The following is a 23,012-nucleotide window of genomic DNA, read 5'->3' as shown; positions in this document are numbered from 1 at the left end:
GGTTTGGTTTTGGAAGGAAGCTCTGTCTGTAACGACGATCTGTTGTTTGAGGACTTTGGTCTTCATCTGGCGGATGCGTTGGATTGATGCGCCTGACCGCACATCACCGGACATTATCTCGAGAAGCTGGTCTAAAAAGACTGGCGTCTTTTTAGTTTGTTTTGCGCTCACGGATGAGCGGTCCTTCGGACCTATCCTCCGCGGGGGGCGGCGAACGATCGCCGACGCGCGCTTGCGCTGAGGTTGGAAGACGTCAAGTCTGAAAGAAATAAGGCTGCCGACTTTGTTGGGTCGGTGGTCTGATCGTGTTGATGGCATTGGCCGGGGTTATACAAAAGGCCCGGACATTTTTTGTCTCACGCCCGTTTCGCAGGTCTTCGACCTGCTGGGCTGCGACGGCGCGCCGCATGAGCGGCGACGGCCGGTCGGCCTTGCGGTGCTTCGCACCGAAATCTTTTTCCACGTTGGTTTGGGAAATGAATTCCGAAAGAGCTATGCTCTGGAGGCAAGCACGACCGTGCGTCGCCAATTGTTTGGCGGGTGGTTCGCAGCGCAGGCCGAAAGGCCGGTACGCGCGGCAGAACAAAAAAAAGATGAACATCAGCAATGAGAACGATCAAGTGATTTAAGGGCATTTGGTGGATGCCTTGGCATGCACAGGCGATGAAGGACGTGATACGCTGCGAAAAGCCGTGGGGAGCTGCGAATAAGCTTTGATCCATGGATATCCGAATGGGGAAACCCACCTTAGATATCTAGAAAATCATTCCGGTTGGAATGATTTGTCTAGCATTAATTGATCTCACGCCCCGTACCGCAGGTCTTCGACCTGCTGGGGCTGCGATGGCGCGCCGCATGAGCGGCGACGGCCGGTCGGCCTTGCGACGCGGATGCGTCGAACTTTTTTCCCGCGATAGTTTTGGAAAAGAGGCCTGAAGGAGCTTTGCTCCGGAGGCAAGCGCGACCGCGCGTCGGCCACGTTTGGCCGCCCCGTCCGGAGCGAAGCGATCGAAGATCGCGACAGCGTGAGGACAAGACAAATCAATCGGGTTGCCGAGCGGCAACCGGAATGGTTTCTAGATATCGCTATAAGGTATCTTAACTTGAATACATAGGGTTAAGAAGCGAACGCGGGGAACTGAAACATCTAAGTACCCGTAGGAAAGGACATCAATCGAGACTCCGCAAGTAGTGGCGAGCGAACGCGGATGAGGCCAGTGGCAATGATGAATAAAGCAGAACAGGTTGGGAAGCCTGGCGAGATGGGTGATAGCCCCGTATGCGTAGAACAATCATTGTCCTTGAGTAGGGCGGGACACGTGAAATCCTGTTCGAACATGGGGCGACCACGCTCCAAGCCTAAGTACTCGTGCATGACCGATAGCGAACCAGTACCGTGAGGGAAAGGTGAAAAGCACCCCGACAAGGGGAGTGAAAGAGAACCTGAAACCGGATGCCTACAAACAGTCGAAGCCCGCAAGGGTGACGGCGTACCTTTTGTATAATGGGTCAACGACTTAGTGTATCTAGCAAGCTTAAGCCGGTAGGTGGAGGCGCAGCGAAAGCGAGTCTTAATAGGGCGATTGAGTTAGATGCATTAGACCCGAAACCGAGTGATCTAGCCATGAGCAGGTTGAAGGTTGGGTAACACCAACTGGAGGACCGAACCCGCATCTGTTGCAATAGATTGGGATGACTTGTGGCTAGGGGTGAAAGGCCAATCAAACTCGGAGATAGCTGGTTCTCCGCGAAATCTATTTAGGTAGAGCGTTGAATGAATACCTTCGGGGGTAGAGCACTGGATGGGCTATGGGGACTCACCGTCTTACTGATCCTAACCAAACTGCGAATACCGAAGAGTACTGTTCAGCAGACACACGGCGGGTGCTAACGTCCGTCGTGAAAAGGGCAACAACCCTGACCTCCAGCTAAGGTCCCCAAGTCATGGCTAAGTGGGAAAGGATGTGAGGATCCCAAAACAACCAGGATGTTGGCTTAGAAGCAGCCATCATTTAAAGAAAGCGTAACAGCTCACTGGTCTAAATAAGGGTCTTTGCGCCGAAAATGTACCGGGGCTCAAGCCATGCACCGAAGCTGAGGATGTGGATTTATCCACGTGGTAGCGGAGCGTTCCGTAGGCTGATGAAGGGATACCCGTGAGGGGTCCTGGAGGTATCGGAAGTGCGAATGTTGACATGAGTAACGATAAAGAGGGTGAGAGACCCTCTCGCCGAAAGACCAAGGGTTCCTGCTTAAAGTTAATCTGAGCAGGGTTAGCCGGCCCCTAAGACGAGGCGGAAACGCGTAGTCGATGGGAACCACGTTAATATTCGTGGGCCAGGCGGTGGTGACGGATTGCACAAATCGTACATTCTTATTGGATTGAGTGTGCGGTGGAGCGGTTCCAGGAAATAGCCCCGTCGTGAGACCGTACCCGAAACCGACACAGGTGGTCAGGTAGAGTATACCAAGGCGCTTGAGAGAACTGCGTTGAAGGAACTCGGCAAATTGCACGCGTAACTTCGGAAGAAGCGTGACCCTTTGATACGCAAGTATCGGAGGGTGGCACAGACCAGGGGGTAGCGACTGTTTATCAAAAACACAGGGCTCTGCGAAGTCTTTAAGACGACGTATAGGGTCTGACGCCTGCCCGGTGCTGGAAGGTTAAGAGGAGATGTGCAAGCATTGAATCGAAGCCCCAGTAAACGGCGGCCGTAACTATAACGGTCCTAAGGTAGCGAAATTCCTTGTCGGGTAAGTTCCGACCTGCACGAATGGCGTAACGACTTCCCCGCTGTCTCCAACGCAGACTCAGTGAAATTGAATTCCCCGTGAAGATGCGGGGTTCCTGCGGTCAGACGGAAAGACCCCGTGCACCTTTACTATAGCTTTACACTGGCATTCGCCAAGGCATGTGTAGGATAGGTGGTAGGCTTTGAAGCAGGGACGCCAGTTCTTGTGGAGCCATCCTTGAAATACCACCCTTATCTTCGTGGATGTCTAACCGCGATCCGTCATCCGGATCCGGGACAGTGTATGGTGGGTAGTTTGACTGGGGCGGTCGCCTCCTAAAGAGTAACGGAGGCGCGCGATGGTGGGCTCAGACCGGTCGGAAATCGGTCGTCGAGTGCAATGGCATAAGCCCGCCTGACTGCGAGACTGACAAGTCGAGCAGAGACGAAAGTCGGTCATAGTGATCCGGTGGTCCCGCGTGGAAGGGCCATCGCTCAACGGATAAAAGGTACGCCGGGGATAACAGGCTGATGACCCCCAAGAGTCCATATCGACGGGGTTGTTTGGCACCTCGATGTCGGCTCATCGCATCCTGGGGCTGGAGCAGGTCCCAAGGGTTTGGCTGTTCGCCAATTAAAGCGGTACGTGAGCTGGGTTCAGAACGTCGTGAGACAGTTCGGTCCCTATCTGCCGTGGGTGTAGGAATATTGACAGGATCTGTCCCTAGTACGAGAGGACCGGGATGGACGTATCTCTGGTGGACCTGTTGTGGCGCCAGCCGCATAGCAGGGTAGCTATATACGGAATGGATAACCGCTGAAGGCATCTAAGCGGGAAACCAACCTGAAAACGAGTGTTCCCTATCAGAGCCGTTGTAGACGACAACGTTGATAGGCCGGGTGTGGAAGCGCAGCAATGTGTGAAGCTTACCGGTACTAATCGCTCGATTGGCTTGATCGTTCTCATTGTTCATGTTCATCGGCTTCGCCGAAGACATGATCTTTTTGTCCTGACGCTGTCGCGGCCTTTGGCCGCTGCGCTCCGGACGGGCCGCTTCGCGACGCAGGCAAGCTGCTGAGGGTCGTCCCCCGGCAGTCATTGCGACTGCTGACTGGCGAAGCGCCAATACAACAACAGACCTCACGACCTTGTATCCTTTCTTCTGCATCGCAGGGGAAGGTCGAAGCCGACAGGCTTCGCAAGGCCGACCGGCCGCCGGCGCTGATGCGCCGCCCCGTCCGGAGCGAAGCGGCGCAAGCCGCGTCAGCGTGAGGACAGAACAAACTCCAGCTTCTCGAAAACATGCTGCATTTGGCCGACCTGGTGGCTATGGCGGGGTCCTTAACACCCGTTCCCATTCCGAACACGGCCGTGAAATGCCCCAGCGCTGATGGTACTTTGTCTTAAGGCACGGGAGAGTAAGTCGCTGCCAGGTCTGCCAAATGCAGCTCAATATCTTCTCATAACGGCGACTGCCGATCTCAAGCCGCCCCCAAAGCGGCTTTTTGCATTGCCGCAACAAACACGAAACAACGCGGGCTCGAGTAGCCCTCCGGCCCGCAGGAAGCAAAACTTCCAAGCACCGACAAACAAAATTCCGGGCAAAGCGCAAGACCAACCGTCTGCAACCATTCCCCGGAAGCTCAGAAATAACGCGGGGTGGAGCAGCCCGGTAGCTCGTCAGGCTCATAACCTGAAGGCCGCAGGTTCAAATCCTGCCCCCGCAACCAGTACTAATTTGTCGACAATATCAAAGGCTTCGCTTTCGCCGAGTGGGGTCTTGTTGAACGACATCTATCGCCTGACAGCTTTGGAGTGCCCAGCCGATGACGCGGCGGCAATATAGGTCGGTGACGACTGCAAGATAGGCGGAGCCCTCCAAGATCCGGATGTAGGTGATATCAGTCACCCAGGCCTTATCCAGCACTTCCACGTCAAACCGTCTGTAGAGCGTGTTGTCGACGGCAACAGAAGGTTTGCCACCTTAGCTTCCAAGCCGTCGTTTATAGCAAATCTGGGCCTTGATGCCGGCAAGACGGGCCAGGCGCGCAACCCGGTTCGGGCAGCACGTCTCCCCCTGATCCAGCAGGTCATCATGCAGTTCGCGGTAGCCCTAAAACCTTGCCGCTGTCTTCCCACGAAGACCTCAACGGCTCTGTCTGCCGCCTGTCCTCGATGGCCCGCTCATGGTCGCCTTCTTACCTCATTTTAGGCAGGAAGGTGTCTACATTTCGCGGGGCTATTCATAACGCCCCTGAGACGAGATCGAAAAGGCGGAGGCTGAGGTCAGAACGATCCGGTTTTCAGGGGCAAGAGTGGCTCGAAGTCCCGGGCGCAGAGCCCGGGGCCTTCCTTCAAGATTGAACCCGAAAGTCTATTTCGCCGCCGGATATTTGATCGACGTGTCGATGAACTCATTGGTGACAGCGGTCTTGGGGTCAAACGGCGTGATCTCGAAGGATGCTTCGACGAGATCATAGTCGGCGACGACGCGTTCAACGTCCCATTCGCCGATCGCCAGCGGATTGTCGAGGCCAGGCATGACGCGTGAGGCATATTCGAGTTCGCGGGCGGCGTCGCTCTCCTTCATGCTGACGGCTTCCGACAGCGCCTTGGCGCATGGGGCGGGGTCTTTAAGGCAGACGGCGAAGGCGCGCTGGGTGACATGCACCATGGTTTCGATGGCATCATGCTTTTCTGCAATTGAATCGTCGCTGGCGAAATAGGCGAGCCCGTAAGGGTTCAGTCCCTCGTCACGCAGAAGTGCATAGCCCAGATCATCGCCAAGCACGTCCTCATAGATGAAGTGCACCGAATAGAAATGGGTCGTTGCATCGATCGCGCCCGACTGGAGCGCTGCGACCTTGGCCGTCGGCTGCAGGTTCACCCACTCGACGGAATCGGGATCGAGGTCGAGCGCGTTAGCGATCGGGATCCACATCTGCCGGGCCGCGTCGAAGGCGGGCGCCCCGATCTTGCGGCCCTTGAGGTCGGCCACGGTTTCAATGCCGGAGCTTTTCTTCCAGTAGATGCCATAGGGGCTGTCATTATAGGCGACGAACACGCCCTTGATCGGCGTGTCATTGCCTATGAACTGGAGCGCGGTCGGCGTATCGATGATGGCAAGATCGACCTGGCCAACGGCCAGCGCCTTGGCGGAAGCGCCCGAGCCGGAGCCCTGGCGTACATCGAGATCGACGCCGGCATCCTCATACCAGCCCTGTTCAAGCGCATAATAGATCGGGGCGTGATCGCCGCCGGCCTTCCAGTTCAGTTGCAGGCTCAGGTCCGCGGCAGAAACGGTGCTGGCGCCGGCTGCGCAAAGCGCGGTTGTCATCACAAATGTCATGTACTTTCGCATGGTTTCCTCCCTTAAAACCAGTTTCAGTTCAGTCCGAGCAGATGATAGATTTCACGGGTATAGGCGCCGAATTTCTCGGTCGTCTTGACGTCGAGCGTTCGGGGCTCCGGCAGTTCGATATCGAAATGAGCAGCCATGCGGGCAGGGCCTGCAGTCATGACGGCGACCTGCGAGCCGAGGAACACCGCTTCCTGAATGCCGTGGGTGACAAACAGTATTGTCTTGCGGCTCTCCTTCCAGATGCGCAGCAGTTCGAGGTTCATGCGCTCGCGCGTGAGGGCGTCGAGTGCGCCGAAGGGCTCGTCCATCAGGATAAGGCGCGGATCGTGAACCAGGGCGCGAGCAATCGAGGCGCGTTGCTGCATGCCCCCGGAAAGTTGCTGCGGGTAGGCGTCGGCGAATTTCGCAAGGCCGACCATGTCCAGAAGGTCGGCGGCGCGTTCGCGGCTTTCCTTTTGAGGCAGGCCAAGGATCTCGGCCGGCAGCAGGACATTGTCGAGAATGGTGCGCCACTTCAAGAGCAGCGCCTTCTGGAACACCATGCCGACATCCCGGCCGGGGGTGAACGGCGAGTGTTCATTGCCGATCTCGATCGTGCCTTCGGTGGCCTTGTTGAGATCGGAAAGGATCGACAGGACCGTCGACTTGCCGCAACCGGATGGCCCGACGATCGAGACGAGCTCGCCCTCCCGGATTTCGAGCGAAACGTCCTGCACAGCAAGGAATTCGCTGCCGCCGACATTGAACACCTTCTTGACGCCATCAAGCTTGATAAAAGGTTTCTGGTCCGTCCGGCTCATGCCGCAATCTCCTTGCGCGTGATGAAGATGTATTCAAGCACCAGCACGAAACCGTAGAGCGTCATGCCGATCGCCGTGATCAGCAGCAGGGCCATCATCATCGCGGGCGTGTTCAGCGCGTTCTGCTGGATCAGCAGGAAATTGCCGAGCCCCTTGTCGGAGGCGATGAACTCGCCGACAACGGCCCCGGCAACCGCCAGAATGGCAGCAACCTTCATGCCGGAAAACAGGTAGGGCAGGGAACCTGGAAGCTGGATCTTGACGAAGATCTGCCAGCGGCTCGCCTTCAGCGCTTTGACTAGATTGATAAGGTCCGGTTCGACCTCGATCAGTCCGCGATAGGTCGTCAGCACGATCGGGAAGAAGCAGATCGTGAAGGCGATGATCATGTTGGGGACGATGCCGTAGCTGAACCAGATGATGAACAGCGGCGCCATCGCCACCTTCGGCACCATGTTGAGCGTGACGAGCAGGGGCATCAGCGAATTGTTGAGAGCCGGGATCCACACGAACAGGACCGACAGCGCCACGCCGACGACAACCGCCAGCGCATAGCCGCCGAAGATCTCGAGGGTGGTCACCCAGATCTGCATGCCCCAGTTATAGGATCCCTCCGAAAGTTCGGCGATGGTCTGTAGCGGCGTCGGAAGAATATAGGTCGGCACATCGGCGAGCACGACGACCGCCTGCCACAGCAGGATGAAGCCGATATGGGAAGCGATGGCGTAGGAATAGTGGCGTAGGGTCATGGCGTTGGCTCAAAACTCACCGGAGCGGACTTGAAATTTCGACGGCTTGCCATGGACGGGCTTTCCGGTCTTCACCCAGTCGGCCACCCAGCGCACCATCGGATCGACCGACACGACCGGATTACCAAAGATCCCGTTTGCCTTGTCGCAGTTCACGAGCAGGCAATTGTCCTGCTCGGCGCCGGTAAAGCGCGGTTCGACGCCGAAGGCTTCGCCGAAACGATTGGCGAGATAGCGAACCGACATGGTCTCCGGTCCACCGACATTGATCGGGCTCGCCGGCACTGTGCACTGGCCGAGCATGCGCAGGAACTGGGCGTTGGCATCGCCCTGCCACATGATGTTGACATGGCCGGTATCGAGCGGGACCTCCTTGCCGGCAAAGACCCAGCTGGCGATTTCCTGCATCACGCCGTAACGCGTGTCGATGGCGTAGACGAAGCGCATGGCGCGACCGGGCGTGTCGTATTTCTTGGAGAAATGCTCGAAGGTGCGCTCCCGTCCGACAACCGAATTGGCGTATTCGCCGGGCCGGGCCATGGGGAGGTCTTTCTCCGTCACGCCGCCATGAAGCGGGTTCGACCAGGGGTAGACATGGATCGTCGAAAAGGTCACCAGCCGGCTGTCGCGAAAGGCCTCCGCCGTGATCTGCGGTGCGATCGTGTTCATCGCCCAGAGAAAATCCTCGCGACCGCGATAGTCGAATTTGAGACCGGCCATGTAGATGACATTGGCGACTTTCGGCAGGGCATTGACCGCCTCCCGGTCAAGCAGGTCGCAGGCAATTGTCTCGATGCCCCAGGCGTTGAGACGCTCCTCGACGCCTTTTTCGGAAAAGCGCGATACGCCGATGACCCGCTTGTCGGGGCAGGCCCTCTTGGCCATGCGGGCCATGGTGACGCCGATCTTGCCGCCGACACCGAGGATCATGATGTCGCCGTCGAGCGCGTTCAGGTCCTCGACCACCTCGGACGTGGGCACCGACATGAAATCCTCGAGATGCTCGACGTCACGAAATGTGTCCGGAAACATGCCGGGATGAAGGGTCTCAATCGTTTTGTTCATTTCGGTTTCCTCCCAAACCTGTTTCATCGCAGAAGCGGATTGGCGGCGGCGTTGCCGCTCAGCCAGCGCGTCAAATTCTTCTTCACAAAGAGGTCGTCGTTCATTTCGGGATACATCGCATAGACCCGGTCGATCTGTTCGCTCTGGCCGGGGCTCAGGACCTCGTTCTCGTCAAGGCACCAGGTTCCGGCGGCCAGTCCCTGGCGGCGCAGCACTTCAAGGCAGCCCGGAATGCATCCGGCCAGGTTGTTCAGCGCGTCGTAAATGGCGAGGTTGCAGTCGGTCACCATGCTGTCGAGCGCCAGGATATCCTCGGGGATCGCCGCGCCGTCGGCTATGGCGTGGATGCGCTCGAACTGCTGCACGGCTTTTTCGGCCCAAACGCTCCAATGTCCCAGAAGGCCGCCGCGAATGCGCAGCCGGTGCTCGCTTTTGCCGTCGGCCGATCGCACGACGAAGGGCTGGACGAGGTCGAGGATGATGTGATCGTCATTGCCGGTATAAAGCGTGATGCGATCCTGAGAGCCGGCGTCGCAGACCCCGCGGATGATCTCGATGGTGCGATAGCGATCAAACGGCGCCATCTTGATCGCTACGACATTGTCGAGACCGGCAAAGGCGCGCCAGAAATCGTAGGAGAGATGAAATCCGCCGACCTCGGGCAGAAGGGCGAAACCGATTACCGGCATTTCAGCGGCGATCGCGCGGCAATGCTTGAGGATCTCGATTTCCGACTGGCCCTTCAGTCGGGCAAGGTTCAGGAGAACCGCGTGATATCCGAGCCCGCGTGCAATCCGCGTCTCGTTCAGCGCCTGCTCCGTGTTACCGGTTACGCCGGCAACCATCAGAAGCGGCCGGTCAGTCCAGGCGTAGGCCGTTTCCGCAGCAAGACGCAGAACCGGTTCGTAAAGTCCGACTTCGCGAATGGCAAATTGCGTGGTGTGGACGCCGACCGCCATGCCGCCGGCGCCGGCATCGACGTAATAGCGGGTGACCGCGCGCTGGCGCGCCTCGTCCAGCTTGCGTTCTGCGGTGAGCAGAAGCGGGTGGGCAGGCAGGACGGTGCCCTTTCTTAGGAGGGCACGAGACCCTTCCGGGATATCGGTGAACTTCATGCGTCTGCACGCTCCTCATTCAGCGTTCGGGCGAAGTGCTTTTCGTCCATAAGCGGCAGGGGATCGCTGATCCTGACCGGCGCGAAATCCATCAGGTCGAGCACCTGGCTATGCAGGTCGATGCCTGGGGCGATCTCGATCAGTTCAAGCCCATCCCCGGCGCAGCGGAAGACGGCACGCTCGGTCACGATCAGGGCCTCCTGGCCGCGTTTCCGTACACCCTCCTCGACCCGATAGGTGACGGACGCCGCCGCGTTGACGAATTTACGCACCTTGCCCTCCTGCAGGATTTCAAGCTTTCCCTCGCGGACATCGGCCTTCAGTCCGCCGGTGGTGAAGGTGCCGGCGAAAATCAGCCTTTGCGCATTCTGGGCGATATCGATGAAGCCGCCGGCGCCGGGATTGGCCTTGCCGAATTTCGAGACGTTGACCACGCCGTCGCTGTCGTATTCGGCGAAGGAGAGCGCGGTGAATGCGCACAGCCCGCCATCGATGACATCGAACTGGGTCGGCCCGTCAAGGAGCGCGTCCGGGTTGATGTTGGCAGAGAACTGCCAGCCCGGCATGACGATGCCGCCATAGGCACCGTGTTCTGTCGTTGCTGGATAGTCGTGGATCGCCTCGCCGGCGAAGAGCCCCTGTTCGGCCATCACCAGAGGCACGTCGGTTGCCGCGCCAAAACCGTAGATCGCAAGCTCATCGCGACGAACCTCGGCTGCAATGCGGTTGGCGATGATCCTGTCGGCGGAAAAGGGCGGCGGCTCAAGGGTTAAGAGGTCGCGGCGCTGGCCACCGAAATAGGCCGGCTCATAAGCCACATCTGTGGTCATCATCATGTCTTCGTCAACCACGATCTGGTCGACGAAGATGCCGGGCAGGCGGTTGGCCGTTGCCGGCCGGCTATTGGTCTCGACGATGCGCCGCACCTGGACGATCACCTTGCCGCCGCTCGCTTTCGCCGCAAGCGCCAGCGCGATATTGGCGGTCGTCAGCGGCTCGTCTTCCCAACTCAGATTGCCGTATTTGTCGGCGCTGGCGGCTCTCAGGATCGCGACATCGACCGGCCAGGTGGGATAGTAGAGCAGTTCCTCGCCATCGATCTCGATGACCCGGATCAGGTCGTCCCTGGCCTTTTCGGTAAACTTGCCGCCGCCCAGTCTCGGATCGGCATAGGTGCCGAGACCGACGCGGGTGATGTAGCCGGGCGACTTGCGCGCAACCTCGCGCAGCCAGTGCATGGTGGCGCCGATCGGCCAGCTATAGGCCTCGATCCTGTTTTCGCGGATAAGCCGCATCAGTTCTGGGCGTTTGCCGGTCGCGGGGTCGACGGGGTTGATATAGCTGCCCGAGACGATGCGCTTCATCAGCCCTTCGCGGGCGACATGGTCCATGCCCTTGATGCCCATGGCGTCGCCTGTGCCGCAGGGAAAATAGAAGGTGAGGTCGCCCGGCGAGCCGGTCTTCTCAAATCGCGCGCCGAGCGCCTTCAGGATGGCATCGGGTGTGACCCATCCGATGACGCCCGCGCTTGCGACGGTTGCTCCGTGCTTGATATTGGCGACGGCCTCCTCGGCCGTTACGATCTTCTGCATGTCATTTCACCGTAAAGCTGGAGAGGACGGCTTTCGCCGCCGCGCTTTCGCAGTCCTGCGCGAAGAGCCTGCCTGCTTCTGCATCCATGCGTTCTGCATCGGCGGCCGCCGCGATTTCGAAGAACCGCTTTGCCGAGGCGACGGCATTGGCAGGCAGAGCCGCCAGCCGGCCGGCCAGCGTGCAGGCGGCCTCAAGCGCGGCGCCGTCGGGGGCGACCGTATCGGCGATGCCAAGTCGTCTGGCCTCGTTCCCGTCGATTTCCATAATGCCCCAGGTGATGAGGCGGGCATTGGCGGCGCTCGTGCGGGCAAGAAGCGCCTGCAGCCCCCATGGCGGCAGCCAGCCATTGCGCACTTCCGGCATGTTCCATTTCGCGCCTGCCGCCGAGACGACGATGTCGCATGAGGCGGCCAGAATGAAGCCGCCGCCGAGCGCGTAACCTTCCACCGCCGCGATCACCGGGATCGGCAGGTGCCCGATCGCGCGCGCGATCCGCGCTGTCTCGGCCTCGTGTTCGCACATGTCCGCAACGGACAATCCGCCAAGTTCTTTCAGGTCCGATCCTGCGCAGAAGGCCGGCGGCGCGCCGGTGAGCACCACGGCGGCACATTCGGGTTCGGCGGCAAGAGTCTTCAGGTTTTCAAACAGCGTGGCCATGCTTGTCGCGCCGAGCGCGTTGCGGCGCGCAGGGCGGCTCATGGTGAGAATGGCAAAGCCTTCGCGTTTTTCGACAGTGATTTCCTCGCTCATGCCCTATCCGTCCAGATGCGCGTTTTCGCGGTTGAGAATGGCGCGGATGTCGGCTCCGGAAAGGTCGCGGGGTGCAACGCCTTCCTGTGCCGAGATTGTTGCCGCGTGGCCGATGGCGTGGCCATAGCTGAAGCACTGCGCCGTCACCCGGGCAGAGGCGACCGCCTCGTGCTCGGCCGAAAGGCAGCGCCCGGCGACGAGAAGGTTCTCGCCCCGCTGGGGCACGAAACAGCCGTAGGGAATTTCATAGACATCGTTCAGCAGCCATTCGACTTTCGGTTTCGCGCCTGCGTGAAGTTCGATCGGCCAAGGCGAGCGGGCAATACCGTCTGCAAATTTCGAGCCGCCGGTCACATCGGCATTCATGAGTTTTGTGACGCCTTCAACCTGGCGCGTCTGGCGCACGCCGACCTGCACGGCCATATCGTTGACGAAGGATGTCTCGCAGCCGACGAGGTGATCGTGGAAGAAGCGCGCATATTCGCGCGCCTGCCTGCGGCCTTCGATCTCTGCCTCTGAAAAATCACGCCAGAACAACGGGTTGAGTTCGCGCCCATCGGCACCGACGATGCGGGTGCAATTACACAGCAGCTCGCCGGGCCGCGTGGTCGCAAACAGCCAGATCTTTGCGCGCGGCAGGGTATAGTCGCCGGCTCCGTTTGCAGCGACGATCATTTCCGAAACTGCGGGCGGCATGATCGTGTCTTCGCCGTAGGCGGCGCGGAAGGCATTCACATCCACGCCCTGCAGACGGAAGATCATGGTCGGGTTCTGAACGCGGCCATTGTCGCCGATGAAGCTCGGAAGGCCCGCCATGGCGATGAGATCAGCATCGCCGGAGGCGTCGATGGTGCGTTTTGCGCGGATGTCGAGCGGGCCTTCCTTGGTCCAGACATGGGCGCCCTCGATCCGGTCGCCCTCCATCAGGGCCTCGGTCGCCACGGCGTGATAGATGACCGTCACGCCCGCCTCGCTAAGCAGGTCGTCCGAAACCTCACGCCACACGATCGGGTCATGGACGCGGGTGAAGGTTTTGCCGTAGCGCACCGGCGCGCCGAGGCCGTCACGGCCTTCCATGCGTGAAACGAATTCGCCGGCAAACCCGAACACCGCCTGCACTGGCCCGCTCTCGGCATTGTCGCTCGCCTCGTAAAGGCCGCAGATCGTGCCGGAATGGCCGGCCACCGCGCCGCCGCCGCAAAAGCCATGGCGCTCGACGATGATGACCGAAAGACCATTGCGCGCGGCAATCGTGGCGGCCGTCACGCCGGCGGCGCCGCCGCCGACCACGAGCAGGTCGCAGTCAAGTCTCTGTCGGTCTCTTGTATCCATCGGAACGGGCATGGCTCCTCCTCCATTTCCGTCTGATATATCAACTGTTGATTTGATGAGTATCTGTTGCGGATAACGAAGTCAACCGCTATGTTCGTTCAAATTCGCAATGCCTTCCAAGACAGGAGACCAGAGTGGAGAAAACGTCGATAAACGGTTCCATGACAGATGTCGCCTATGACACGATTCAAAATCAGATCGTCACTGGGGCGCTCAAGTCGCACGAGCTTCTGTCCGAAAGCGAGATCGCCCGCGAACTGAATTGCGGGCGCACGCCCGTGCGCGAGGCGCTGCAAAGGCTGAAATTCGAGGGTTTCGTCGAGATACTGCCGAGGCGCGGCATACTGGTGACAGCCGTCGACGTGTCGAAGCAACTCGAGCTCCTCGAGACGCGGCGTCCGCTGGAAAACCTGGTCGTCACCCTTGCCTGCAAGCGTGCCAGCGATTCTCAGCGCGAAGAGATGCGCTCACTCGCCGACCGGCTGGAAAGCGCGATCGCCGAGGCTGATCGGTCGCGCTACCTGGCGATCAACAAGGCGATCCACCTGCTGGAGGCGGAGGCGGCTAACAATCGGTTTCTACAAAGCCAGATCAACGTCATTCACAATCTGTCGCGCCGATTCTGGTTTTCCTTCATTTCCGACACGCACTCCTTTTCCAAGGCTGCGGTCTGCCATGCGGACACACTCCGGGCGATTGCCGATGGCGACCAGGAGATGGCCGCAAGGCACAATTCCGACCTCTTGGATCTGCTGGAGGCGGTGACGCGGCAGGCCATCGATCAGCGCTAGGCAGCTTTCGCCTGCCCGGCGGAGAGCGTCATTTGCCGGCGTCCGGACCCGCACAACTGTCGCCGAGCAGAAGCTCGGGCGGGAAGGTCACCCGGCGCCCCTGTATCTTCGTGTTCTCGTTGCCGATCCGCTCCATCAAAAAGCGGACTGCCTGGTCAATCATGTCGCCCATCGGATGTTCCGTACGGGTGAGCCGGGGCCGCAGGCCGCCCACGCCGGGCAATGTGTCGGTGGAGGCGATGGAGATGTCCTCCGGGCAGCGAAGCCCAAGGTCGTTGATTGCCCGCATCGTGCCAAGCGCCATCAGGCCGTTGGCCACATAAAGCGCTGTCGGGCGGTCGGGCCTCTGTAATATTTCCATGGCAACCGAGTAGGCGATTTCCTCGCGGAAGTCACCGGAGCGCACGTGTTGGGGATCCGGTTTCAGGCCGCGCTCCTCCATGGCTTGCATGAGGCCCTGCAATCGCCCGGCGCCGGTACTCAAGAAGGTGGGGCCGGTGATCGAGCCGATCCTGCGGTGGCCGAGGTCCAGCAGGTAGCGCGTCGCCCGTCGCCCGGCCAGAACATTGTCGAGCGTGACGGCATCGAACCGGTTGTCGCCGATCTCGCGGCCGAAGAGAACGAGCGGCGGCGCGGCCGGGTCGCGCCAGAACTGCTGATAGCGCTCCGGGCCGCCGATCGGGACGAGGATCACGCCGTCGCAGGAAAGCGAGCGAATTCGGCCGAGGATGGTGCGCTCGTTTTCCGGCTTTTCGTCGCTGTTGAAGACGACGAGACTGTAACCCCAGGCGCTGACAGCTGCCTCGGCGGCGCAGACCATGCGGGAGAAGAACGGGTTCTGAAGATCGGCAACCGCGAGTGCGATTAGCTGGCTGCGGCCGCGCTTCAGATTGCGGGCCGCCGACATCGGCGAGTAGTTGAGGCTCTCTACGGCCTCGAGGACGCGGGCACGCAGAGGCGGACTGACATAGGCCGTGTCATTGACGACGGCGGATACCGTAGCCGGTGACACGCCGGCAGCCTTTGCAACGTCCTTGATGTTTGCCAAGTGGGCCTCCACAAAACGGTTCGCTGATAAAATCAAATCGATAAATAGAGCAAGTTCGATATATTCGAAAGGTTTTTCTTCAAAACAGTCTTGCCCGAAAGTGTGTTTTGGGCTTATCTGGCGAAACGTTTTTCTGGCGTTCGCCAGAGCGAAGGGTGGAGACCCAAGGGAGGAAAACATGAAAACCGCAATCTTCTCGGCGCTTGTCACAAGCGCGTTTGTGGCGGCGGCGTCGCCGAGCCTGGCCGATGACGCCAAGCTTCTCGGCATCGTCTCGATCGCAGCGAACGAGGCCAACAATGTTCGCTACATCAACGGTGCCAAGGCGGCTGCCGAAGAACTGGGATGGGATGTGGACGTCGTCGATGCGGCGGGCAGCGCCGATCAGGCCAATTCCGCGATCCAGAACTTCGCCGGCCGCGGCGCTGTCGCGATCATCGACATGGTGTTTCCCTATTCGTCGATCGGGGCAGGTCTTGCCGCTGCCGACAGCGCTGGAATCCCTGTCGTTACCTGGGGCGGCGGTCTTGGCCGCTCGGTTGCCTCGACCAATGGTTCAGGCGCGCCGATCGCCGCGCCGGTGATCGACAAGATGATCGCGAATCTCAACAGCAAGGGCGAGATTCTGGCACTCACCTACCGCACTGGCGAGGTTTGCCGCAATCGCGAAGTCCTGCTTGACGAGAAGCTGAAGGACTATCCCGATATCAAGGTAACCAAGAACGAAGTTCGTATTCCCGGCTATCTGGAAGACGGAGCGCAATATGCCAATGCCTGGCTCGCATCGCGTCCGCCCGGGGGCGATAACCTGGCGATCTGGGGTTGCTGGGACGATCCGGCCATCGGCGCGATCGGACCGCTGCGCCAGCAAGGGCGCACGGATGTCGAAGTCTATGGCGTCAACGGCAATGCCCAGGCGCTTGAGAATATCCGTCGCGGCCATATGACCGCCACCGCTTGGGAGGACAGCTACACCGAAGGCTATGATATGGTGATGCTGCTCGAGAAGATCATTGATGAAGGCGATGCCTGGGAGCCGAAAGCGGTCGAGGTTCCGGCCATTCTGGTTACCCAGGACAATATCGAGACGTTCCTGAAGGAGCATCCCGACGCCTACGGCAATTGAGGAAGGACCGGCAGGGCCGTTCAAATGACTGACTTCAAAGCGGCAAGCGCAAAACAAAATTCAGAAGAACATGCAGTCTTTCTGGAAGTTGAAAATGTCGTCAAGTCATATGGCGGCGTCCAAGCGCTCAAGGGCGTTTCGCTCACGCTGCGCGCTGGCGAGGTTCACGGCCTCGTCGGCGCGAATGGCGCCGGCAAGTCCACCGTCATCAAGGTTCTTGCCGGCCTGACCCGCGCCGATGGCGGTCGGATCAGGATCGACGAGCGGGAAGTCGAAGTGGCGACACCGCACCAGGCCAGCGATCTTGGAATGAACTTCATTCACCAGGAACTTGCCTTCATTCCCTCCATGACCGTGATGGAGAACATCATGCTGGGCCTGCCCAAGAAGACCCGCTTCGGCTGGGTCGACTGGGCGGCGATCGAAAAGGACATTGCGCCGATTGCCGCGCGCGTTGGCCTCAAGGCTTCGCTTTCGGCCAACGTCAAAACCCTGTCGACGGCGGAGAACTGGTTGGTCAACATCTGCCGGGCGTTGGTGCGCAAGGCCCGCCTGATCGTGATGGACGAGCCGACCGCATCGCTCTCGGCCAATGAGGCGGAGCGGCTGTTCGCAATCATCGAGGATCTGTCCCGTTCCGGCGTGGCGGTGCTTTACGTGTCGCACCGGCTGGATGAAATCATGCGGCTCTGCTCAAGGGTCACGGCGTTTCGCGATGGCCGGTCGGTCGCCTGCCTTGAAGGCGAGACGCTGACCAGGGAAAATCTTGTGGAGGCGATTGTCGGCGGCGCGGTTGAACCTCTGGCGCGCGAAGACAGACGCGCGATCGACGGTCCGGTCGCGCTTTCTATCAGCGGTCTCAAGCGACTGCCCAGGGTCAGGGGAGTGGATTTCAGCCTCAGGAAGGGCGAGGTGCTGGGCATAGGCGGTCTCGTCGGGGCAGGGCGCAGCGAGCTTGCGCGCCTAATCTACGGTGCTGATCGGGTTGACGGCGGGAAGATGGAGTTGAACGGCATCCCCTTTGCCCCGCGTTCGCCGAGCGAGGCGGTTCACAAGGGGCTGGGCTTCGTGCCCGAGGAACGCCGCTCCGAGGCCCTGCTCCTGACCAAAAGCCTCGCCTTCAACATGCAGATCGCCAATCTGTCCAATATCATACGATCTCCGGCTCTGCCGCTGATAGATTATCGCAAGCGCCGGACGAAAAGCGAGGAAATCATCCGCGATCTCGCGATCAAGACGGATGGCGTCGATACGCCGGTGGGCCGGCTTTCGGGCGGCAATCAGCAGAAGGTTGTGATCGGCCGCTGGCTTTTGCGTCGGCCGGACGTGCTCATTCTCGATGAACCGACAAGGGGCGTCGATATCGGCGCGCGCGGTGAAATTCACCGGCTTATTCGCAATCTGGCCGCAGAAGGCATGGCGGTGCTTGTAATCTCTTCCGAGCCCGATGAACTGCCCGATCTATGCGACCGCGTGCTCGTGATGGTCGAAGGCCTGATCACGCGGGAGCTTTCCGGCGACGAGATGAACCGCAACGCCATCATCGAGGCAAGTTACGCTCAGGCGTCATAATTCCAGGAACGACCAGATGACTGATACCAATGCGGGCAACCGCAGACTTTCCGCTCAGGCCAAGGCGCGACTGGGCTTTTTTGCACGCTACGCCACCATTATCGGCCTCTTCGCGATGATCGTGCTGTTTTCGTTTCTCTCGCCCAACGCTTTTCCGACGGTCTACAATTTCACCAACGTGCTGAACCAGGCGTCGCTGACCATGATCATTGCCAGCGGCTTGACCATGGCGGTCATCGTCGGCGAACTCGACCTCTCGGTGGGTTTCGCCGCAAGCCTGCACGGCATTCTGGTGACGGGGCTGATCGTCAGCACCGGGCTGCCGATTCCGGTCGCCATCATCGTGGTGATCGCCGCGGGCGCCCTGGTCGGTCTGGTGAACGGGCTGGTGGTCACCAAGCTCAAGGTCAATTCGGTGATCGCGACGCTCGGCATCGGCACCATTTTGACGGGGCTTGCCTTTGCCTACTCCGCGGGCGTGCCGATCGTCTCCGGGGTGCCGGACGCCTTCCTCGACATTTCGCTCGGACGCTGGCTGTTCGGTATTCCCAACAACATCGTCTTCATGGTGCTTGTCGTCCTTGCCCTTTGGCTGCTGGTCGAACACACGCCCGTCGGCCAAGAAATCCAGGCCGTCGGCGGCAATCCGGCGGCCGCGCGTCTGGCCGGCATATCGGTCGACCGCATCAAGATCCTCGGCTTCGTCATCTCCGGCATGTGTGCCTCGCTGACAGGCATTCTGCTCGCCTCACGGCTCGGTTCGGGAACGGCAAGCGCTGCCGACAGCTATCTGCTGACGGCCTTTGCCGCCGTTTTCCTGGGGTCCGCAACGCTGCGCGACGGCGAGTTCCATATCTTCGGCACGGTGATCGGCGCTCTCATCATCGCCTTCGGCTTCAACGGCCTGAACATTTTCGGGGCGCCAACCTTCTCGCAATATGTGCTACAGGGGGCGATCCTGATCGTGGCCGTGGGTCTTTCGAGCCTTGGCCGGTCGCTGGCCGAAAGCTGAAACCTTAAAGGAGGTTCAAATGTCCGACACGCTCTGGGATGTCCACGTTATCGAATATGCGCGCTCCAAGGATCAGCTTGTGGCCGGGATCATCCATGGCGCGCATGACGGCGGGGTCGTCGATCTGCCGTTTTCCTTCGTTCTGGCCCGCAGCGCCGACAGGGTCGTGCTGATCGACACCGGCTTTCTGCGCGAGGGCAGCGGCGCCGCCTTCGCCGAAAAATTCGGCATCCCTTTCTGGCTCTCGCCGCTCACCATGCTTGCCGAACTCGGCGTGAGCGCTGATGATGTTACCGACGTCATCCTCAGCCATGCCCATTTCGATCATATGGGCGGACTTGGCGCCTATGCGAAGGCAAAGATCCATCTACAGAAGAAGGAATATCTGAGCTGGATGGAGATCCTCGCCTTGCCGCCGCAATTCGGCGTCTTGAGTGAGATCATCAACCCGGACGATATCCGCGTTGCCTATGACGCCTCGCTTGAGCACCGGCTCAACCTGGTCGAGGGCGATCAGCAAGACTATTTCCCCGGTCTCGACCTGCGCCTTGGCGAGGGGCATACGCTCGGTCAGCAATTCGTCATCCTGCAAACAAAACGCGGACGAGTCGCCGTCGCCGGCGACTGTATTTACGGCAAGCGCAATATCTGCGGTCACAACAATGACGGGGTCTACGCTCCGCTCGCTAATGCCGCTGGCAGCACATGGGACCAGTTGAAGGCGATCGACAACATCAACAAGGCGATCGAAGGCGATCTCACCCGGTTGATCATCCTCCACGACAGCGATCGCTGGCCGCATCTGAAGCCGGTGACGGAGATTGACGGTTTCGGTATCTTTCAGGTGTAAAGTCGGCTTTGGCGCTGCTCTTTCGTTGCCCTGTTTTCCGTGGTTTCGTGGCAGATTCCCAGGCTGCATGCTCCCTGGTGGTGATCCGCTTATCTGTTTCTGCATCGAAAACATGCGCGTAGACAAAGTCGAAGCGGATGGGCAGGATTTCGTCGGCACGCGGCGTTCGCGCAAAGGATAGCCGATGAAACTGAAAATCACTGCCGGACCGCTTGCTTTTGATGCCGTTCTGAAACCGAAAAGGCGCCCGAGACGACCGCGGCCTTCATTCCCCACCTCGCCTATAAGAGTCAGGTCGTGCATGTGCGCTGGTCCGGAGAGGGCACCTGGGTGCCGCTCGGAGAGACGGGTTTCGGTGTCGGCTACGAAACCCATACCAGCCACCCGGCTCCCGGTCATCTTATTCCTTACGCAGGCGGTATTCCGGAAAACGAAATACCGCCTGCCCATGGCGGCGTCGATTTTTCATCAGAGATGGGCAGCTGGCCGGCAATCACTTCGTTACCATAACGTCCAACCTCGACAAGCTGGCAGAGGTCGGCCGCCTCTGCCTTTGGGAAGGGGCACAGGACCTGAATAGCCCCGAGTTTTGTAGTCACCCTCGGTTTGGATTTTGTTCTGTCGTTCGAACTCGATGGGCGACAGCATGCCGTTGCGGGCGTGTTTGCGTTTAGGGTTGTAGAACATCTCGATGTAATAGAACACATCCCTTCTGGCGTCTTCGCGTGAGCGATAGACCCTTCGTCGTATCCGTTCTCGCTTCAGAAGATTGAAGAAGCTCTCGACGACCGCGTTGATGCTCCTATATCTGTCAAGGTCCAGAAAGCTGGGAAGTTTGCGGCGCGCAGAGGTGTCGGTATATCTCCCGAATGATGTATCGCTTGATGCACCGAACGATTTCTCGCCTAGTTTTGCCTTCCGCTGTTCGCCGTGCCGCGTACATTTTGGTTCTTTCCTCATCACGCATTCGAACGACCGCAACGCGATAGATGGCCGCGTTTGCTTGCCGATTGCCGCCTCGATTGAGCCGCATACGGCTAGTTTTGCCACTGGACGCGGGAATTGGGCAGACACCACACATTTTCGCCAAGGCAGCTTCTGGTTTGATGCGTTCAGGATTGTCACCGATCAGGATCAACATTTCTGCGACGGTCATCGTCGAGATCCCGAACGACTTGATCAATTCAGGAGCTTTGTCGGTCACCATTCGGTCAAGCTCACGCTCGTACTCCGAGATTTCCTCATGCAACATCAACCACCGTCGGGCGATTGCCCCCATTGCAGCTTTTGCCGATGAGCTCGGTGATATGATCTGGCCGGGTCGAAACGCAGCGATGTGACGAATCAAGGCAATTGGCCCTTTGATCTGGTCGAGCGCATCACGCAGATCGGATGGCGCGTTTATTATCAACGTTCGTAAAGTGATCATCGCCTGTGACTTGGCCTTCACAGCACTGTCCCGAGCGATCTTGATATGCCTGATCATTTCCGATGATCCGCTTTGTGCCTTCGCAGAGCCGTTGCTTGCCCGTTCAGCACCGACCGTGCGGCACCCTCGGCATCGAGACTGTCGGATTTGCCGTGAAGGTAGCGGAGTTGTCGATTAGGACGCATCACATCGAGAACCCTATGCCCATGAGCCAACAGCACTCGAGACAACCCTGCTCCATAGGAGCCGGTTCCCTCAATGCCGAATGCTTTGATATGGCCCATCCCAGATGCCCAAGCCTCCAGGTTTGAGTATCCTTTTCGTGTCGCTGGAATCGTGATGGTATCCAAACGTGCTGATCGTGTCCCATGACGTGGTGTAGCTTAGACGACCACGGCTCATCCCAGAGGGGCGGATGAGTGTCAGCTTGCTGCTGGCAGGCTGATGAGCGGATCATCGCTCATCGTGGCGATTGTCTCAAGTGTCATGTAGCGGGACCTCTGGACGGCCCATTCGTCGTTTTGCTCCAGGAGCAAGGCACCGACCAGTCTGACGATGGCGTCGTCGTTGGGGAAGATGCCAACGACTTCAGTGCGTCGCTTGATCTCGCCGTTGAGACGCTCGATCGGATTTGTCGAATGAAGCTTTGCCCAGTGCTGCCTGGGAAAGGTCATGTAGGCGAGCACGTCCTGTTCGGCGTTGTCCATGAGCGTGGCGAGTTTCGGCACCTTCGGCCTGATCTGGTCAGCGACATTGCGCCACTGGGTGCTCGCCGCCTCCGGCGTGTCCTGTGCAAACGCGGTGGCGATGAAGGCGGAGACGACGCGCCGCCCGCTCTTTCCGGCATGAGCCAATGCGTTTCTCATGAAGTGGACCCTGCAGCGCTGCCAGGTGGCGCAAAGCACCTTCGTCACGGCGGCCTTGATCCCCTCATGGGCATCGGAGACGACGAGCTTGACGCCGCGCAGCCCGCGCCTGGTCAGCTTTCGCAGGAACTCGGTCCAGATCGGCTCGGCTTCTGATGTTCCGATCTCCATGCCGAGCACTTCGCGCCGGCCGTCGGTGTTCACGCCCACCGCGATGATGACGGCGACTGAGACGATGCGCCCGCCGCGTCGGACCTTCAGATAGGTGGCATCAATCCAGAGGTAGGGCCATTCTCCTTCGATGGGCCTGTCCAGAAAGGCCTTCACCTTGTCGTCTATTTCCTCGCAAAGTCGCGAGACCTGGCTCTTGGAGATGCCCGACATGCCCATGGCTTTGACGAGATCATCGACGGACCGGGTCGAAACGCCCTGGATATAGGCTTCCTGGATGACCGCCGTCAGAGCCTTCTCCGCCATCCGGCGTGGTTCGAGAAAGCTCGGAAAATAGCTGCCGGTGCGAAGCTTGGGGATGCGCAGCTCAACGGTGCCCGCTCGCGTTTCCCAGTCTCGATCGCGGTAGCCGTTGCGCTGGGCAAGCCGGAACGTGGTCTTCTCGCCGTATCCAGCGCCTGTCTTCGCGCTCACCTCCAGCGCCATCAGTTTCTCGGCTGCAAAGCCGATCATCTCACGCAGCAAATCGGCATCAGCGCTCTTCTCAACAGCCAAGCGCAGGTTCATCATGTCGTCGGTCATCGGTGGTGTCCTTAAGGTTGGTTCTAAGCAACCCGACCCTACCGGAAATCACCGATGGCTATGAAAT

General features: G+C 59.5%; 17 protein-coding genes, 1 tRNA gene, 2 rRNA genes and 3 pseudogenes. 9 read left to right on the top strand and 14 right to left on the bottom strand.

Annotated elements, in window-relative coordinates:
* Nucleotides 1-253: 253 nt before the first annotated feature.
* On the bottom strand, nt 254-607 hold the full coding sequence (locus tag AZF01_RS24070) for a hypothetical protein (RefSeq protein WP_152534598.1): 354 nt from the start codon (nt 605-607) through the stop codon (nt 254-256).
* Between the two features lie 7 nt (nt 608-614).
* On the opposite strand from AZF01_RS24070, the gene AZF01_RS15545 reads away from it, so the two are divergent.
* The 3 genes from AZF01_RS15545 (at nt 615) to AZF01_RS15535 (ending at nt 4,463) form a co-directional block, all read left to right on the top strand.
* Nucleotides 615-3,693: ribosomal RNA gene (locus AZF01_RS15545) — 23S ribosomal RNA — on the top strand.
* Nucleotides 3,694-4,052: 359 nt separating this feature from the next.
* A 5S ribosomal RNA gene (gene rrf, locus AZF01_RS15540) occupies nt 4,053-4,168 on the top strand.
* 218 nt (nt 4,169-4,386) lie between these two features.
* Nucleotides 4,387-4,463: transfer RNA gene (locus AZF01_RS15535), tRNA-Met, on the top strand.
* A 50-nt stretch (nt 4,464-4,513) separates the two neighbouring features.
* On the opposite strand, the pseudogene AZF01_RS24490 reads toward AZF01_RS15535, so the two are convergent.
* The 9 genes and pseudogenes from AZF01_RS24490 to AZF01_RS15495 all read right to left on the bottom strand — a co-directional run.
* A pseudogene (locus AZF01_RS24490) lies at nt 4,514-4,919 on the bottom strand (IS3 family transposase); the annotation flags it as partial.
* 188 nt (nt 4,920-5,107) lie between these two features.
* Entirely contained in the window at nt 5,108-6,094 is a 987-nt protein-coding gene (locus tag AZF01_RS15530) for an ABC transporter substrate-binding protein (RefSeq protein WP_081725860.1), read from the bottom strand.
* Between the two features lie 23 nt (nt 6,095-6,117).
* Nucleotides 6,118-6,894, bottom strand: coding sequence for an ABC transporter ATP-binding protein (locus AZF01_RS15525; RefSeq protein ID WP_024709517.1), 777 nt, complete (start codon nt 6,892-6,894; stop codon nt 6,118-6,120).
* Nucleotides 6,891-7,643: an ABC transporter permease gene (locus AZF01_RS15520; RefSeq protein ID WP_024709516.1), complete on the bottom strand. Its 753-nt coding sequence runs from the start codon at nt 7,641-7,643 to the stop codon at nt 6,891-6,893. Before AZF01_RS15520 ends, AZF01_RS15525 begins: the two co-directional genes overlap by 4 nt.
* 9 nt (nt 7,644-7,652) lie before the next feature.
* Nucleotides 7,653-8,708: an NAD(P)-dependent oxidoreductase gene (locus tag AZF01_RS15515; RefSeq protein WP_036238025.1), complete on the bottom strand. Its 1,056-nt coding sequence runs from the start codon at nt 8,706-8,708 to the stop codon at nt 7,653-7,655.
* Between the two features lie 23 nt (nt 8,709-8,731).
* Nucleotides 8,732-9,823, bottom strand: a complete 1,092-nt coding sequence (locus tag AZF01_RS15510) for a dihydrodipicolinate synthase family protein (RefSeq protein WP_024709514.1) — start codon at nt 9,821-9,823, stop codon at nt 8,732-8,734.
* Complete coding sequence (locus tag AZF01_RS15505) at nt 9,820-11,415, bottom strand: acyl CoA:acetate/3-ketoacid CoA transferase (RefSeq protein WP_024709513.1); 1,596 nt, start codon at nt 11,413-11,415, stop codon at nt 9,820-9,822. The genes AZF01_RS15510 and AZF01_RS15505 overlap by 4 nt, the downstream gene beginning before the upstream one ends.
* Nucleotide 11,416: 1 nt before the next feature.
* A complete protein-coding gene (locus tag AZF01_RS15500) occupies nt 11,417-12,166 on the bottom strand; it encodes an enoyl-CoA hydratase/isomerase family protein (RefSeq protein WP_061449710.1) in 750 nt (249 codons plus the stop codon).
* A 3-nt stretch (nt 12,167-12,169) separates the two neighbouring features.
* Nucleotides 12,170-13,510: an FAD-dependent oxidoreductase gene (locus tag AZF01_RS15495; RefSeq protein WP_036238168.1), complete on the bottom strand. Its 1,341-nt coding sequence runs from the start codon at nt 13,508-13,510 to the stop codon at nt 12,170-12,172.
* Nucleotides 13,511-13,632: 122 nt separating this feature from the next.
* Here AZF01_RS15495 and AZF01_RS15490 point away from each other — a divergent pair, with 122 nt between their 5' ends.
* The gene (locus tag AZF01_RS15490; protein ID WP_024709742.1) at nt 13,633-14,289 is read left to right on the top strand and encodes a GntR family transcriptional regulator; all 657 of its coding nucleotides are present in this window, start codon (nt 13,633-13,635) and stop codon (nt 14,287-14,289) included.
* A 28-nt stretch (nt 14,290-14,317) separates the two neighbouring features.
* Here AZF01_RS15490 and AZF01_RS15485 read toward each other — a convergent pair whose 3' ends face one another.
* Nucleotides 14,318-15,517: a LacI family DNA-binding transcriptional regulator gene (locus AZF01_RS15485; RefSeq protein ID WP_245308944.1), complete on the bottom strand. Its 1,200-nt coding sequence runs from the start codon at nt 15,515-15,517 to the stop codon at nt 14,318-14,320.
* Here AZF01_RS15485 and AZF01_RS15480 point away from each other — a divergent pair.
* From AZF01_RS15480 to AZF01_RS23565, 5 genes and pseudogenes are all read left to right on the top strand, one after another.
* Nucleotides 15,516-16,463 (top strand): sugar ABC transporter substrate-binding protein, encoded by a 948-nt coding sequence (locus tag AZF01_RS15480; RefSeq protein WP_024709740.1) that lies wholly within the window; start codon nt 15,516-15,518, stop codon nt 16,461-16,463. The genes AZF01_RS15485 and AZF01_RS15480 overlap by 2 nt on opposite strands.
* Nucleotides 16,464-16,487: 24 nt before the next feature.
* On the top strand, nt 16,488-18,035 hold the full coding sequence (locus AZF01_RS15475) for a sugar ABC transporter ATP-binding protein (protein ID WP_024709739.1): 1,548 nt from the start codon (nt 16,488-16,490) through the stop codon (nt 18,033-18,035).
* A gap of 16 nt (nt 18,036-18,051) precedes the next feature.
* Nucleotides 18,052-19,047 carry an ABC transporter permease gene (locus tag AZF01_RS15470; RefSeq protein ID WP_024709738.1) on the top strand — a complete coding sequence of 332 codons (996 nt, stop codon included), beginning with the start codon at nt 18,052-18,054 and terminating at the stop codon, nt 19,045-19,047.
* Nucleotides 19,048-19,066: 19 nt separating this feature from the next.
* Entirely contained in the window at nt 19,067-19,897 is an 831-nt protein-coding gene (locus AZF01_RS15465; RefSeq protein ID WP_024709737.1) for an N-acyl homoserine lactonase family protein, read from the top strand.
* 184 nt (nt 19,898-20,081) lie between these two features.
* Nucleotides 20,082-20,472 (top strand): annotated as a pseudogene (locus tag AZF01_RS23565) (DUF3830 family protein); the annotation flags it as partial.
* 25 nt (nt 20,473-20,497) lie between these two features.
* On the opposite strand, the pseudogene AZF01_RS23560 reads toward AZF01_RS23565, so the two are convergent.
* From AZF01_RS23560 to AZF01_RS15455, 3 genes and pseudogenes are all read right to left on the bottom strand, one after another.
* Nucleotides 20,498-20,692, bottom strand: a pseudogene (locus AZF01_RS23560) (IS3 family transposase); the annotation flags it as partial.
* Nucleotides 20,693-20,708: 16 nt separating this feature from the next.
* On the bottom strand, nt 20,709-21,383 hold the full coding sequence (locus tag AZF01_RS15460) for a transposase (protein WP_051424152.1): 675 nt from the start codon (nt 21,381-21,383) through the stop codon (nt 20,709-20,711).
* A gap of 365 nt (nt 21,384-21,748) precedes the next feature.
* On the bottom strand, nt 21,749-22,945 hold the full coding sequence (locus tag AZF01_RS15455; protein WP_061449647.1) for an IS256 family transposase: 1,197 nt from the start codon (nt 22,943-22,945) through the stop codon (nt 21,749-21,751).
* Between the last annotated feature and the right edge of the window lie 67 nt (nt 22,946-23,012).

The organism is Martelella sp. AD-3 (assembly GCF_001578105.1).
Taxonomy (GTDB): Bacteria; Pseudomonadota; Alphaproteobacteria; order Rhizobiales; family Rhizobiaceae; genus Martelella.
The sequence above is the reverse complement of the archived record's forward strand: the minus strand, read 5'-3'. Positions and strand labels throughout refer to the sequence as shown.